This is a genomic window from Micromonospora sp. DT46 (assembly GCF_049841735.1).
In the GTDB taxonomy this organism is placed as follows: Bacteria; Actinomycetota; Actinomycetes; order Mycobacteriales; family Micromonosporaceae; genus Micromonospora; species Micromonospora reichwaldensis.
Genome location: NZ_JBNCKW010000005.1, coordinates 141,882 through 156,106 on the forward strand (window position 1 = coordinate 141,882; position 14,225 = coordinate 156,106).

15 protein-coding genes are annotated in these 14,225 nt (G+C 73.9%); 7 read left to right on the plus strand and 8 right to left on the minus strand.

The annotated features are described in order from the left end of the window. Nucleotides 1–16: 16 nt before the first annotated feature. The 3 genes from ACLQ20_RS14935 to ACLQ20_RS14945 all read right to left on the minus strand — a co-directional run bounded on the left by ACLQ20_RS14935 (nt 17) and on the right by ACLQ20_RS14945 (nt 3,070). The gene (locus tag ACLQ20_RS14935; protein ID WP_151456959.1) at nt 17–901 is read right to left on the minus strand and encodes an acyl-CoA thioesterase; all 885 of its coding nucleotides are present in this window, start codon (nt 899–901) and stop codon (nt 17–19) included. Next, a complete protein-coding gene (gene pyk / locus ACLQ20_RS14940) occupies nt 898–2,346 on the minus strand; it encodes a pyruvate kinase (protein ID WP_151456958.1) in 1,449 nt (482 codons plus the stop codon). Before pyk ends, ACLQ20_RS14935 begins: the two co-directional genes overlap by 4 nt. A 358-nt stretch (nt 2,347–2,704) precedes the next feature. Beyond that, the gene (locus ACLQ20_RS14945; protein ID WP_151456957.1) at nt 2,705–3,070 is read right to left on the minus strand and encodes a YciI family protein; all 366 of its coding nucleotides are present in this window, start codon (nt 3,068–3,070) and stop codon (nt 2,705–2,707) included. A 346-nt stretch (nt 3,071–3,416) separates the two neighbouring features. Here ACLQ20_RS14945 and ACLQ20_RS14950 point away from each other — a divergent pair, with 346 nt between their 5' ends. Beyond that, nucleotides 3,417–4,289, plus strand: coding sequence for an aldo/keto reductase (locus ACLQ20_RS14950; protein ID WP_425856039.1), 873 nt, complete (start codon nt 3,417–3,419; stop codon nt 4,287–4,289). A gap of 43 nt (nt 4,290–4,332) precedes the next feature. On the opposite strand, the gene ACLQ20_RS14955 is transcribed toward ACLQ20_RS14950, so the two are convergent. Then, complete coding sequence (locus ACLQ20_RS14955; RefSeq protein ID WP_425856041.1) at nt 4,333–5,187, minus strand: alpha/beta fold hydrolase; 855 nt, start codon at nt 5,185–5,187, stop codon at nt 4,333–4,335. Nucleotides 5,188–5,417: 230 nt separating this feature from the next. Between ACLQ20_RS14955 and ACLQ20_RS14960 the strand changes: the two genes are divergently transcribed. The 3 genes from ACLQ20_RS14960 (at nt 5,418) to ACLQ20_RS14970 (ending at nt 7,833) form a co-directional block, all read left to right on the plus strand. Next, a complete protein-coding gene (locus ACLQ20_RS14960) occupies nt 5,418–6,770 on the plus strand; it encodes a pentapeptide repeat-containing protein (protein ID WP_425856043.1) in 1,353 nt (450 codons plus the stop codon). A gap of 52 nt (nt 6,771–6,822) precedes the next feature. Beyond that, nucleotides 6,823–7,251, plus strand: coding sequence for a nitroreductase family deazaflavin-dependent oxidoreductase (locus tag ACLQ20_RS14965; RefSeq protein WP_425856045.1), 429 nt, complete (start codon nt 6,823–6,825; stop codon nt 7,249–7,251). 90 nt (nt 7,252–7,341) lie between these two features. Continuing rightward, the gene (locus tag ACLQ20_RS14970) at nt 7,342–7,833 is read left to right on the plus strand and encodes a hypothetical protein (protein ID WP_425856047.1); all 492 of its coding nucleotides are present in this window, start codon (nt 7,342–7,344) and stop codon (nt 7,831–7,833) included. A gap of 71 nt (nt 7,834–7,904) precedes the next feature. On the opposite strand, the gene ACLQ20_RS14975 is transcribed toward ACLQ20_RS14970, so the two are convergent. Next, nucleotides 7,905–8,099: a DUF397 domain-containing protein gene (locus ACLQ20_RS14975; protein WP_151457394.1), complete on the minus strand. Its 195-nt coding sequence runs from the start codon at nt 8,097–8,099 to the stop codon at nt 7,905–7,907. Next, nucleotides 8,087–8,896, minus strand: coding sequence for a helix-turn-helix domain-containing protein (locus ACLQ20_RS14980; RefSeq protein ID WP_425856048.1), 810 nt, complete (start codon nt 8,894–8,896; stop codon nt 8,087–8,089). Before ACLQ20_RS14980 ends, ACLQ20_RS14975 begins: the two co-directional genes overlap by 13 nt. Nucleotides 8,897–9,118: 222 nt before the next feature. Between ACLQ20_RS14980 and ACLQ20_RS14985 the strand changes: the two genes are divergently transcribed. From ACLQ20_RS14985 to ACLQ20_RS14995, 3 genes are all read left to right on the plus strand, one after another. Then, nucleotides 9,119–9,496, plus strand: coding sequence for a hypothetical protein (locus ACLQ20_RS14985; RefSeq protein ID WP_225852511.1), 378 nt, complete (start codon nt 9,119–9,121; stop codon nt 9,494–9,496). After that, entirely contained in the window at nt 9,493–9,750 is a 258-nt protein-coding gene (locus ACLQ20_RS14990; RefSeq protein ID WP_151457392.1) for a flavin reductase, read from the plus strand. Before ACLQ20_RS14985 ends, ACLQ20_RS14990 begins: the two co-directional genes overlap by 4 nt. Nucleotides 9,751–9,882: 132 nt before the next feature. Continuing rightward, nucleotides 9,883–10,479 (plus strand): Panacea domain-containing protein, encoded by a 597-nt coding sequence (locus ACLQ20_RS14995; protein WP_425856049.1) that lies wholly within the window; start codon nt 9,883–9,885, stop codon nt 10,477–10,479. A gap of 50 nt (nt 10,480–10,529) precedes the next feature. On the opposite strand, the gene ACLQ20_RS15000 is transcribed toward ACLQ20_RS14995, so the two are convergent. After that, nucleotides 10,530–11,462 carry a hypothetical protein gene (locus ACLQ20_RS15000; RefSeq protein WP_425856050.1) on the minus strand — a complete coding sequence of 311 codons (933 nt, stop codon included), beginning with the start codon at nt 11,460–11,462 and terminating at the stop codon, nt 10,530–10,532. 4 nt (nt 11,463–11,466) lie between these two features. Beyond that, nucleotides 11,467–14,064 carry an FtsK/SpoIIIE domain-containing protein gene (locus ACLQ20_RS15005; RefSeq protein WP_327029095.1) on the minus strand — a complete coding sequence of 866 codons (2,598 nt, stop codon included), beginning with the start codon at nt 14,062–14,064 and terminating at the stop codon, nt 11,467–11,469. Nucleotides 14,065–14,225 lie beyond the last annotated feature (161 nt).

Here is a 14,225-nt window from a genome sequence, read left to right on the forward strand (position 1 = left end):
CACGACGGTCGGACGGTCAGTCGCCGACGCGGCGCAGCAGACCCTCCTGCACGGCGCTGGCGATGTGGTGCCCGTCGGTGGTGAACATGCGGCCGGTGGCGAGCCCTCGGGCGCCGGAGGCCGACGGGCTCCAGCAGTCGTAGAGGAACCACTCGTCGGCGCGGAACGGCCGGTGGAACCAGAGCGCGTGGTCGAGGCTGGCCCCGACCACGCCGCCCGGGCCCCAGACCTCGCCGTGCACGGAAAGCACCGAGTCGAGCAGCGTCAGGTCGGAGGCGTACGTGAGCGCGCAGGCGTGCAGCAGCGGATCCTCGGGCAGCTTGCCGTCGATGCGCATCCAGACCCGCTGGTGGGGGTCGGCGGGGCGGTCGCCGGGGCGTACCCAGCCGGGCTCGCCGACGTAGCGGACGTCGATCGGGCGCGGAATCTGCGCCCAGATGCCGAGCCGCTCCGGGTAGCGGGCGAGCCGGTCGGCCATCGTCGGGACCTCGTCCGGCGCCGGCACGTCGGGCGGGGTGGGGGCCTGGTGGTCCAGGCCCTCCTCCGTCCGCTGGAACGACGCCGACATGAAGAAGATCGGCTTGTCGTGCTGGAGCGCCACCGAGCGGCGCACCGAGAAGGAGCGGCCGTCGCGGACGTTCTCCACCTCGTACACGATCGGCTCGGCCGGGTCGCCCGGGCGGACGAAGTAGCCGTGCAGGGAGTGCACGAAGCGGGCCGGGTCGACGGTGCGTCCGGCGGCGACCAGCGCCTGGCCGGCGACCTGGCCGCCGTACACCCGCTGGGGACCGACCGGGGGGCTCATCCCCCGGAAGGTCATCCCGCCGGTGTGCTCCAGGTCGAGCACCTCCAGGAGCTGGTCGACCGCGGCCTGCCCGACCGCGACGTCCGCGTCGCTCACTGCAAGGCCCGCGCCGACGCCGCGTCGACCAGCGATCCGAGCTGGTGTACGCGCAGCGTGTTGGTCGAGCCGGGGGTGCCGGGCGGGCTGCCGGCGACGATCACCACGTAGTCGCCGGGGTTGGCCCGGTCGAGCCCGAGCAGCGCCTGGTCGACCTGGCGGAACATGTCGTCGGTGTGCTCGACGAACGGCATCAGGAACGTCTCCACGCCCCAGGAGAGGGCGAGCTGGTTGCGCACCTCGGGCACCGGGGTGAAGGCGAGCAGCGGCAGGTCGCAGTGCAGCCGGGACAGCCGCCGCACGGTGTCGCCGGTCTGCGAGAAGGCGACCAGTGCCTTCGCGCCGATGGCCCGGGAGATCGAGGAGGCGGCGACGGTCAGCGCGCCACCGTGCGTACGGGGGTCGTGCTGGAGGCGCGGCACGCCGATCGAGCCGGACTCGGTGGTGGTGACGATCTTCGCCATGGTGCTGACGGTGAGCACCGGGTACTTGCCGACGCTGGTCTCGCCGGAGAGCATCACCGCGTCCGCGCCGTCGAGCACGGCGTTGGCGACGTCGGAGGCCTCGGCGCGGGTCGGCCGGGAGTTCTCGATCATGGAGTCGAGCATCTGGGTGGCCACGATGACCGGCTTGGCGTTCTCCCGGCAGAGCTGCACGGCACGCTTCTGCACCAGCGGCACCTGGTCCAGCGGCAGCTCCACGCCGAGGTCGCCGCGGGCGACCATGACGCCGTCGAAGGCCAGCACGATCTGCTCCAGGCAGTCGACCGCCTCGGGCTTCTCCACCTTGGCCAGCACCGGCCGGTGTACGCCCTCCTCGGCCATGATGCCGTGCACCAGCTTGATGTCGTCCGCCGAGCGGACGAAGGAGAGCGCGATCAGGTCGACGCCCAGGCCGAGGGCGAAACGCAGGTCCTCGGCGTCCTTCTCGGACATCGCCGGCACGCTGACGGCCACGTTCGGCAGCGAGACGCCCTTGTTGTTGGAGACCGGGCCGCCCTCGGTGACCAGGCAGCGGATGTCGTTTCCGGTGACGTCGGTGACCTCGACGGCGACCCGGCCGTCGTCGATCAGCAGCCGGTCACCGGGCTTGACCTCCTGCGGAAGCTTGCGGTAGGTGCAGGAGACCCGCTCCTTGGTGCCGAGGATGTCGTCACCGGTGATGACGACCGAGTCGCCGGTGCGCCACTCGTGCGGGCCGTCGGCGAACCGGCCGAGCCGGATCTTCGGGCCCTGGAGGTCGGCGAGCACAGCCACCGGCCGTCCGGCGGCTTCCGCGGCCTCGCGGACCAGCCGGTACACCGCCTCGTGATCCTCGTGGCTCCCGTGGCTGAAGTTGAGTCTCGCCACGTTCATGCCGGCCTCGACGAGGCCCCGGATGCGCTCCGGCGACGAGGTGGCAGGACCAAGAGTGCAGACGATCTTCGCGCGGCGTGTCACGCCCATCAGGCTAGTCTCTCCTCCGGGTCTGGCTGTGGGCCGACCCCTTGCGGACTGCGGAACATTGTCCAACGACGCGCGTCACGCGCGCAGCCGGCGGGCGGAACCCACGCCGGAACGTTGAGGCGGCGGGCATCGGCGACCGCGCGCGGGGAATCGTACGCCCCCGGCGCTACCGGGCAGCCGGGTGCTCCCCGCCGTCCCGCCCGACGCCGCCACGGCCTCCCCCGCGCGCCCGCGCCGGATCCGCCGGCCGTCCCGGTCGGCTCCGCCCCGGCCCGCAGGTCGACGGCGGGGCGCTCCGTTGGGGGCCGTGCTCGGGCCGCGGCGGCGCGGCAGGCCGGCGGTCTCCCGTACCGGGGGCTCAGCTCTGCGTCTTGACCAGCGGGAACTCCAGCGAGCCCTCCGGGCAGAGGAAGGTCAGCACGTCCACCCGGTAGAGCCCCGCCTGGACGGCCGGGTCGGCCTCCATCACGCTGCGTACGTCGTCCACGGAGCCGGTGCGTGCCAGGCCGAAGCCGATCGGCGGGTCCGGTTCGCGGGCCGGGCCGTCCACCGAGCCGGCAACCAGGATGATCCCCCGCCGTTGCAGGGCCTGCATGTGCGCGAGGTGCTCGGCCTGCAACCGCTGCACCGTCTCCGCCGGCAGCGCCCGCCCGGCCGCGCCGGGATACAGCACGATGCATTCGTACGTGTCGAGCGCGAAGTCGACCTGCGGCACTCCCGTCATGGCGTTCCCTCCCGCGTCGCGCCGCACGCGGCGACGTGCGCTCGGTCGACCGGCGGGGCGTACGCCCGTGGTCGACGTCGAGCCGGCACGGCCCAGCGTCGCACGGGCAGCCGGCCGGCACGGGCGCTCCGGGCAACTTCGTCCCCCGCCCGGCCCGGTTGTGGCAACGTCGCGCCGTGTCGTGGCGGGCCCGGGGGCACCCGGGATGCGCCGGCCACGTCCGGCCCTACGGCGGGTGATCCCGGTCTCGATCCGCCCCGGTGGTGGTGTGGGCGACGATCGTCGGGAAAGCCTCTCGGTGGTGGGATCGACCGCCGGAGACGGACGACAGGATGGGAATCCACGCATGACGAATGACGCCGGCAAGCAGCCCGCGAAGGCCTCGGGGACGTACCGGATCGGGGGCGACCTCCAGGTCGACCGGCTCGGCTACGGCGCGATGCAGCTCACCGGCCCCGGCGTGTGGGGCGACCCGAAGGACCCGGCCGAGGCCGTACGGGTGCTGCGCCGGGCGTACGAGCTGGGCGTGACGTTCATCGACACGGCCGACTCCTACGGGCCGTTCGTCAGCGAGCTGCTGATCCGCGAGGCCCTGCACCCGTACGCCGACGACCTGGTCATCGCGACCAAGGCCGGCCTGACCCGCTCCGGCCCGGGCGACTGGCGTCCGGTGGGGCGCCCGGAGTACCTGCGCCAGCAGTGCGAGCTGAGCCTGCGGCACCTCGGCCTGGAGGCCATCGGGCTCTACCAGCTGCACCGGATCGACCCGCAGGTGCCGCTCGCCGACCAGCTCGGGGAGCTGGCGCTGCTCAAGCAGGAGGGCAAGATCCGGCACATCGGCCTGTCCGAGGTGACCGTCGAGCAGATCGAGGCGGCCCGCGCCGTCACCCCGATCGTCTCGGTGCAGAACCTCTACAACCTGGCGGACCGCAGCGCGGAGGCCGTCCTGGAGCACTGCGAGCGCAACGACCTCGCGTTCATCCCCTGGTTCCCGATCGCCACCGGCAACCTGGCGCGGCCGGGCGGTCCGCTGGACGCGATCAGCACCGGGCACGGCGCGACGCCCGCCCAGCTCGCGCTCGCCTGGCTGCTGCGCCGGTCGCCGGTGATGCTGCCGATCCCGGGCACGTCGTCGGTGGCGCACCTGGAGGAGAACGTGGCCGCCGCCGAGGTGCGGCTGACCGACGACGAGTACGAGGCCCTCGCCAAGGCCGCCTGACGCGGGGCGGGGCGGGCGGCGCACGGCCGCCCGCCCCCGCCCGCTACAGGGCGAGGCAGTTGGGGCGGATCGCCTCCCCGCGCAGCGCCTGCCGGATCACCGTGTACGTGGTGCCGTCGAGCACCAGGCCGAGGTGCCCGACGACCCGCAGGGGGCACGCCGACTGGATCAGCACGTTGGTCGCTCCGTCGGCCAGTGTGGCGTTGTCGACGGGGCGCACCAGCTCGTCCTGGAGGGTGCGCACCGCCGTCCAGCGGACCGCGCCGGGGGTGTCGTCGCCCGCATTGAGGCCGGCGAGGAACGACGAGCCGATCGACATCTGCTGGCAGGCGACGATGCCGGCGCAGCTGCCCAGGCCGAGGAACTTCACGATGTTGGCCACGTACGTGCCGTACTGCGGGGTGCCGAGGCTGACGTAGCGGTCGACGCTGCTGGCCCCGCCCAGGCTCTTGATGAAGTACCGGGACACCAGGCCGCCCTCGGAGTGGGCGACGACGTCGACCTTGGCCGCGCCGGTCGACGCGCGGACCTGCCCGACGAAGCTGCTGAACGCGCGGGCCGAGGCGGGGATGTCGCCGAGCCCGAGGTTGGGCAGCTGGTAGACCCAGACCCGGTACCCGTCGACGCGCAGCCGGGAGGCCAGCGGCCCGTAGGCGGAGGCGATGCCGCTGAGGCCACCGACGACGATGACGGGGTTACCTGCCGCGGCGGCGGCGATCTCGGCGGCGGTGCTGGTGACGCCGTCCCCGACGGCGGAGGCGGAGGCGGCCGGGTCGGCGGCGCTCCGGTCGGTGCTGGCCGCGGGCCGGTCGGGGGCCGCGACAGCGGCCGTGGCGGGGGCGGCGAGCACGGCGGCGATCATGACGGCGAGGGCGGGGACGATCTTTCGGAGCAGCAAAGCTGCACCTCCCATGGAGGAACCCGGTGCAACCGGGCGGGACGGGGGTGGGGGTGGTTCCGATCGATCGTGGAGACGATGATGATGGCCGTAATCCACCATCGTCAATAACAAGTTACGGCCCGGTAACCCCTTGTCGCGCCGGGAGCACAAACCGGCAATCCAGGCAGTCACCGTCCACGGCGGACGGTGCCCCACGTCGGGCCGAGCGCGGTGGCATGCTGTGACCCGTGCGCCCGACACCGCCCCGCGAAGAGCCGCTGCGGGTGATGCCGTGGTGGCTGGTGCTCGTCGGGCTGCTCCTCGCCGCGCTGCTCGGCTGGCTGGTGCTCGACTGGCTGCTCGGCGAGGCCGACCGCGCCGCCCAGCCGGACACCCGCGCGACGCTGCGCATCGACGCCATCCGCACCGGGCTGACCGTGGTCGCCGGCACCGGCGGCGGGCTCGCCCTGCTGCTGGCCGCCCGGCGACAGTGGATCGGCGAACGCGCCCAGCGGCACCAGGAGACCGTCGCCGCGCAGGACCAGGCGCACCGGGAACGGGTGCAGGCGCACGCGGAGGCGGTCGCCGAGGCCGGGCAGCACCACCAGGAGCGGCATGCCGAGGCGGCCGAGCACGACGCCGCCGAGCGCCGGCTGACCGAGCTGTACACGAGCGCCGTCGCGCTGCTCGGCAACGACAACGCAGCCGTACGCCTGGGCGGCCTGCACGCCCTGGAGCGGCTCGGGCAGGACAATCCCGCCCAGCGGGAGACGATCGTGGCGGTGCTCTGCGCGTACCTGCGGATGCCGGCGCCGGAGGACGACGCGCGCGAGGCGGAGGTGCGCCGCACCGCCCAGCGGGTCCTGACCCGGCACCTGCGCGCGGACGACGACGCCTACTGGCCCGGGGTCAGGCTGGACCTGACCGGCGCCCGGCTCGACGGGTTCGACGCGACCGGCTGCACCCTGGACGACGCGGACCTCACCGGCGCGGTCTGCGCCGGCACCACCAGCCTGGTCGGCGCGACCGTACGCGGGCGGCTCTCCCTCGGCGCGACCTTCGCGGACCTGGCCTGCGACGACCTGCGCGGCGACGCCGAGATCGTCCTCGACCGCGCCCGGATCGCCGGCCGGGTCAGCTTCGACGGCGCCGACCTCGCCGGCGGGCTGTCGTGCCGGCACGCCACCGTCGCCCGGGCCTCCTTCCGGGGCGTCACCTTCCACCGGACGGCAAGCTTCGACGCGTCCCGATTCACGGACAGCGCGACCTTCCGCGAGGCGGTCTTCCTGAGCGGGGTCTCGATGGACCACGCCACCTTCACCGGCTACGCCGGGTTCCGGCAGACCCGCTTCGCGGACCTGGCCCTGTTCCGGTGGACCGAGTTCGGTGACCAGACCTGGTTCGAGCGGACCCGCTTCGAGGGAGCGGCGAACTTCGGTCGGGCCCGCTTCCACGGCCCGGTGACCTTCGACGGGGCGACGTTCGCCCGCCGTCCCCTGGTGAACCAGGCGCGGGCGACGGCCGCCGGCTCGCACGTCTGGCCCGAGGGCACGACCGTCGCCCCGCTGGACGATGACTGGCTGCTGCTCACGGACTCCTGACCGTCCCGGCGCGGGGCCCTCGCCGTCGCGGCGCGACCGCTAGGCTGGGCCGATGGGGGAAACCATTCAGGACAGTCCGGTGGAGTGGGTGGCCAGCCACGTGCAGCGCTACCTGGAGACCGACGGCGCCGACGGCGGAAAATTCCACGGCTACGACAGCCTGCTGCTCACCACCCGGGGGCGCCGGTCCGGCACGCTGCGGCGCACCGCGCTCATCTACGGCCGCGACGGCGACCGCTACCTGCTGGTGGCGTCGAACGGCGGCGCGGCGCGGCACCCGTACTGGTACCTCAACCTGTGCGCCGACCCGAAGGTGGAGGTGCAGGTCGGGGCCGAGAAGTTCCGCGGCACGGCGCGCACCGCCACCGCCGAGGAGCGGCCCCGGCTGTGGCAGGTCATGACCGAGGTCTTCCCGACGTACGCCCGCTACCAGAAGGAGACCGAGCGGGAGATTCCGGTCATTGTCGTCGAACGCGCCTAATCGGCACCGGCCCGGCGCGCAGCTACGGCGGAGGCCCAGGTGATCCACGGCCTATAATGCTGCCCGTACCGCACGGACGGGGAGGGCGCCATGTCCACGGCTGAGCAGAACTCCAGGCTCCCGCTGTTCGCGATCGACGTTGGCATGCTCGTGGCCACCCTGCTCACCCTCGCCGGATATCTGATGCCCTGGTTCCGGCCGAGCAGCCGCGCCATCTGGTCCTTCTCCGGCTGGGCCTACGCGTCACTCAGCGACGGGGGTGGCTGGACCCTGCTCACCTTCGGTTGGCTGCTGCTGGCCGCCATGGCCGCGCTGTGGGCACGGCGCAGCGTGGTGGCGGCGATGACCGGGATGGTCGCTGCCGTGGGCACCCTGGTCACCGCTCTGTCGGTGGTGGCGGCGAGCTTCGCGGTGATCGGCGAACAGAGCTCGCTGGACCTGATGGCGCAACTGCCGTTCGACATCGGGCTGACGGTCCTGGCCATCGGCCTCGGGCTGCTCCTGGCCACCTCCTGCCGGGCGATCGTCCGATGCCACCTGTTGAATGTCGCCGAGGACGCCTCCCCCGCTTCCCCGCTCTGAGGAACCTCAGTTCGCATCGGGATTGCAGCGGCCGGGATCGCCAGTGAGGGCGACGAACTCCCGGCGGGTTGTCAGGCGCGGTCGGTGAGCTGGGCGACGAAAACCCGCCAGGCGGTCGGGGTGAAGACCAGCGCGGGACCAGCCGGGTCCTTCGAATCCCGTACGCCGACGACGCCGGGCAGATTGTCGGCAACCTCGACGCACACGCCGCCATTGGTGGACGAGCGAGACGACTTGCGCCACCGCGCGCCGGTCAGACTGTCCATGTCTTCGCCGCTTCCTTGAGCACGTCGATCGATTGCCTCAGCGGGAGGGCTTCGCCGTGGACAGCGTCCCACGCCAGCCCCAACCGAGCAATCGCGTCAGGCTGCCCGGTGGTCTGTGACTCCAACTGATGGTCTACGCAGCCCGCACGCGAGCCGTCGGGCAGGTCGGCCAGGATGAACGTTCCGGCCAGTCCTGTATAGACGCCAGCGGACAGCGGCACGACCTGCAACTGGACATGCGGCTGCTCGGCGCAGGTCAGCAGGTGCTCGAGCTGCTCGGCCATCACGTCGGGACCGCCGAACTCCCGCCGGACGACCATCTCGTCGAGCACCACGAAGAGCTGTGGGCTCGGCAGGCGGGCGAGCACAGCCTGCCGTTCCATCCGCGCCGCGACCCGCTGGCCCAACTCGGCAACCGGCGTCCGTGCCGCTCGGAAGGTCGCTCGCGCGTACGCCTCGGTCTGGAGAAGTCCCGGCACGAACGCGTGCTCGTACCAGCGTAGGGCGGTCGCCTCCCGCTCGATCTGTATCCACTCGCGCAGCCAGACCGGCGCGCCGTCGCCCTTGACCAGCTCGTTCCAGAGCGTCGCGAAGTATCCGCCGGTGTCCAGCGCCCCGTCGACGGCGGTCAGGTAGGGCAGGGTGGGTGGCTTCGTCCCGGTCTCGATCGCGCTCACCTGGGAGTCCGAGCAGAAGACCAGCTCACCGAGCTGCGCCTGGGTCAACCCGGCGGCCGACCGGCGTCGCCTCAGCTCACGAAGCAGGTACTCCGACGGCGAGATTCCCACGGCTTCCACACCCTTCCACGAATCTCCACACCGTTCTCCCCCGGCCCGAAACCGCACGCTACGTTCCGCGATCACGCGGTGACTGTTCCGAGCCTAGGGGGCGTTCGTCCAGGGTGGAAGGAGGACGGCGCGCCCGGCGGAATCGGCCCCCTCAGGACTCGGCGGGCGCACACGTCGCAGGGGCCCTGCCGAGCGCGCGTCCCGATTCCGACACCGATGGAGGGAGGCCCCGTGCCCGTGCCGAGGCCCGCGAATGCCGTACCGGCGTCGCGCTGGGCGACGCGCCCCGCCGCCGCGACGGCCAGCACCCGCGAGGACGGGACGCCTCGGGTCAGCCCTGGCGTGTACCTGCTGACGCGCGAGGCGTCGCCGCAGTTCGCGAAGCCGATCACGGTACGGGTGATCCGCGAGCGAACCGACCTCGTCACCTACCACGGCTGGGCGTGGGTCGAGGTGTACCAGCTCGACGCGCGCGGCCAGGCGATTGACCGCCGCGAGTTGTACGTGCGACCCGACGGGATGCGTCCCACGCAGGCGCCCTCGGCCGCGCGTTCACCCTCGGCGCAGCGGCGCGCTCCGGCCCGGCGGAGCGCGGGGACCAGCCGGTGAACACGCCCGTCCGCGACCACGTCCCGTCCCGCCCGACGTGGCGCTGCCGGGCCTGCGGGATCGCCTGGCCCTGTTCCCCGGCGAAGCTGCTTCTCCTCGCGAAGTACCGGGGCGACATGCCGGGGCTCATGGTCCACCTCGTGACGCTGCGCGAAGAAGCCGCCGCCGACCAGCTCGCGCAGCACTACCCCGGCGCGCAGTCGGCGGACCTGCACGGGCGCTTCACGGACTGGGTGCCGGCCCGCTCCCGCTGACCGCCGCGGGTCACCTACGCGGCGCGACAGCTTCCGGGATCTGCTGGTTCTGCCTATCCGACGCCGTCGGACCCGCACTGTCGGTCCGACTCGTTAGGCTCTCAGGCAGAACCTGCAGAGAGGGTGCCATCGGTGGCAACGGCGCATGACGTCGCAGCGGCGGTGCTGGGCGACCTCGGGGCCATGACGGCGATGAAGCTGGAGAAGCTCGTCTACTACTGCCAGGGATGGCACCTGGCGCGGACGGGCCACCCGCTTTTCCAGGAGCCGATCGAGGCATGGCGCGAAGGCCCGGTGGTCCCGCACCTCTACCGCCATCATCGCGGTCAACTGACCGTCACCGAGTGGCCGCTCGGCGAAGCATCCCGCCTGGCACCCGCCCAGGTCGACACGGTTCAATGGGTGACCGAGGCGTACGGCCGATTCTCCGCCGCTGAGCTGTCGACGATGACGCACAACGAGCTTCCGTGGCGTGTCGCGCGTGGCGCGTTGCCCGAGTCCGCCCCCTCCACCGAGCAGGTCGACGTCGACCTCATGAGGGCGTACTACGCCCGGCAGGTGGCGAGCGTCGAAACGGCCGTGGTCCTCGCCTCCGCCAACGCCGCCCTCGAAGGAGCGGAGTTCGACGAGGACTGGCAGGACAGGCTTCGAGATGTCGCGTCCGGCGTCATCAGTGCCGACGATCTGATCGCTCAGGAGATCGCCCGGATCAGCAGTGAGCAGCGCTGATCCACTGCTGCCAACTCAGAGCTGCTGAACCGGTCCCGCCGTGCTCGCGGTCAGCGCATCACGCGGAACAGCAGCAGGAAGGCCACGTAGGCGACCGGCACGGCCGCGAAGCAGATCAGGAAGCCCAGGTGCACGTAGCGGGGCGGCGTGCCGGCGACCATGGCCGGTCGCCCCCATCGGCCGAGCACCAGGTAGCCGGCGAAGAAGGAGAGCGCGGGCAGACCCGCGCAGATCCACGCGCCGAGGGTGAAACCGTCGACCAGGCCGACGCCGGAGGCGAGCACCATGATCATCATGAGGATCGCGCCCACGGCCGCGCAGCCCGCGTAGACGGTGACCGACCGGGCCACCGGCGACCAGCCGGGCAGCAGCGCCGGTCGCTGCGCGAGCAGCTCGGTCTGCTGCCCGTGCCGGTCGGACTCGTCCGCGTAGCGTCGGGCCAGCTCCAGCTCGACGGTCGGGTCGACCTCCGCCGGGCGCGGGGCCGGCACCCCGCCCGCCGCCGGGCTCGCGGCCGTCGGCAGCGCCAGCCTCGTCTCCCCCACCCCGACCTGGGGGTACGCCCCGACGCCCGGCCGCCCCGGCGCGCCGGCTGCGCCGGCGGGCTCCCCCTCCCCCGGCCCGACGCCGGCGAACGGGGCGCCACCTCGACCACCGTCGCCGGCCGAGGTGCCGGGCGCACCGGCGCCGGGAACGGCAGGGAACGTGGGTGCGGAATCGGGGACGCCGGCGGGCGGCCCTGCGCCGGGGACGGTGGAGGGCGTGGGTGCGGCGCCGGTGGGCACGCTGGACGCCGGGATGCCGATGGCCTGGCCGAGCTGGTCGAGGCGCTGCCCCTGGGCGGTGAGCCGGTGCTGGAGGTAGTCCGCGGCGGCGTGCAGGTTGCGGCGCCGGTCGGCGTCGGCGGCGGCACCGCGCTCGCCGGCCTGTCGCCGCTCGGCGAGTTGCCGGGCGAGCGCCGCGTACTCCTCGAAGGTGGACACCGCCTCAGTCCTCCCCGTCCGGGCCGTGCCCCTCGCGGGCGAACGGCACGATGAGCCGGGTGCGCTGGTCGTGCCGGTCGACCAGGAGCGCCCGGTCGGGCCGGGGCGCGTACGCGAGGTCGTGCACGCCGAGGTGCAGGCCCAGCTCGGCGCCGGGCACGTTCAGCGCGACCAGGCAGGCGACGTCGTCGCGGTTGTGGGCGCCGCCAAGGTCGTCGGCGAGGCGGCGCAGCCCCCGCCACCAGCCGAGCAGGTGCGTCCCCTGCCCCGGCCCCTGACGCAGCACGGCCCGCAGGTCGTCGTGGCCGGAGCGGAACGTGTCCGGGTCGGTGGCGGCGAGCAGCCCGCTGGCGGCGTCGACGCCGAAGACGACGAGATAGGTGCGGCTCGCGCCCGGCCCGGCCTCCCCCACCCCTTGCGCCGTCGTGGCGGGGCCGGCCGTTGCGCCTGGCGTCGACAGCGCGGCGGCGAGGGTGCCGAGGTGGCGGCGCAGGTCGGTCGCGTCGAGGCGGTCGACCGGGTGGCCGGCGGCGGCCAGGGTCGCGGCGGTGTCGTCGGCGGCTGACTCGGCGGCGGTGACCAGCGAGGCGAGCAGGAACCGGGCGTCGCCCGGAGCGTGCTGCCGGGCGAGACTCAGGGTGGCCGCGCGCAGCACCTCCGCGCCGGTGGCCGAGGTGCCGACCACGGCCAGGTGCCGGCCCGGGGTCGCGTCCATCATGAACAGCGCGGAGGTGCCCTCCACGTCGACCGTACGCCCGACCAGGGCCAGCGGGCGGCGCCCGCCCGGACGCAGCCCGGCGAAGGTCGGGTCGTCCTCGACGTGGGCGGCCTCGTAGCCCTTGAAGACCGACGGGGCGCGCGCGCCTGCCGCTCGGGCCTGCCACAGCTCGTGGCGCAGCCCGGCCAACTCCCCGGCGGCGGCGTGCGCGTCCGGGAAGCGGACGATCGTGTCGGCACCGACCGCGCCGGCCGCGGTGTTGAGCACGGCCGAGCCGACCGGCAGGGTCAGGGCGGACTCGTTCAGCGGGTCGAGCACCCCGCCGCCACCGGGCAGCGCCACCCGGAGCGCGAACTGGCCGAAGATCGCCTCGGCCCGGCCGTAGAGCGCCTCGACGCCGGTCATGCTCTGGCTGGCCAGCACCAGGTGCACGCCGTACGAGCGACCCTTGCGGGCCAGCTCCTCCAGCAGGTCGACCGACTCGCGGGCCAGCGCGTCGTTGCCGGTGAGAAGCACGTGGAACTCGTCGATCACCGCCACGATCCGGGGCACCGGGGTGTCGCGGGGCAGGTCGGCGAGCTTGGTGACGCCGTGCCGCTTGAGGACGGTGGCCCGCCGGGACAGCTCGCGGCGCAGCTCGCGCAGCACGGCGACGCCGTACTCCCGGTCGGACTCGATGCCGACCGCACGGGCGTGCGGCAGCCAGGACGGGTCGCGGGGGGTGGGGACGAACTCGGTGAAGCTCACCCCCTCCTTGAAGTCGAGCAGGTAGAGCCGGAGCTCGGCCGGCGAGTAGCGGGCGGCCAGCCCATAGAGGACGTCGAGCAGGAAGACGGTCTTGCCGGCGCCGGTGCGCCCGCCCACGAGCCAGTGCGGGGTGGCGTCGTCGAAGGCGACGGTGACCGGGTCGCGGCCCGCGCGGCCGACCACGGTGCGCAGCCCGTTGCCCGCCGACTCGGCCCACCGCCGCTCGGGCAGCAGCTCGGCGAAATCCACAGTGTCGCTGCGTCGGGCGGCGGCGCCGAGGTGCGCGGCGAGGGCGGCCACCGACGCCGCCGGCGGGTCGCCGTCGAGCAGCACGGGGGCGGCCAGTCCACTGCCGTCGTGGCTGAACGGGGCCCCCGGCGGGTCGCCGACGTGGGCGTACCGCTCGGTCAGCCGGATCGTGGTGGTGGCGCCGAGCTGCGGTGCCGGCTCCGCCGACGCGGCGGTGGGCCGGCCGGCGACCAGCACGCAGACCGCGGCGGCCGGGCCGGCGTGGGTGAGCGCGGCGAGCCGGGCCGCCTCGCGCGGCGGCGGCGCCGACGCGGCGACGACCAGCAGCAGCTCCTGGTCGGGGCGGTCGGCGTGCCGGGCGGCGCGGGCGTGCCGCTCGGCGGCGTCGAGCAGGGCGGCCACCTCGGCCTCGCCGGTGGCCGGCGGATCGAGCACGCCGGCGTCGATGAGCGGGCGCAGCGGCCCGAAGGTGGCGCCGAGCGCGGCGGTGTCGATGCCGGCGACCCGCACGCCGCCGGTCGGCGCGGTGGCGAGCAGCCGCAGCACGAGCGCCCGCAGCAGGCCGGCCACCCGGGGGTCGCGGGCGTCCGCGTCGACGGCGAGGTGGTGGCCGCCACCCAGCGGTACGAGGACGGGGAAGGCACCGTCCGGGGTGGACGCCTCGCCGACGCGGACGGGTACGGGGACCGCGGTCACGGGGGTGGCCCCGGGGGTCGGGGTGGCGAGCGCGCCGCCGAGTGCCGCGAGCCGGGTGACCAGTTCGGGTGCGCCGGCCGGGGCGGCCTGGGGCGCCTGCCCGGCGAGCGCCCGGCGGGCGGTGTCGAGGTGCGCCCGGGCCGCCCGGTGCGCCGCGACCGCCTGCCCGTACGCCGACGCGAGCCTGCCCACTTCCCGCTCCCGTCGCCGTCGCCCGCCTGGTCCCCAAGGACCCTAACGGACACCGGCGACACCCGGACAGTGGCGAGGCGGGCGCGTCGGACGAACACACCGCCGCCGGCACTCCCTCTGACGCACGGGTAAGGAAGGCACCTTCCGATACGAAAAACGAC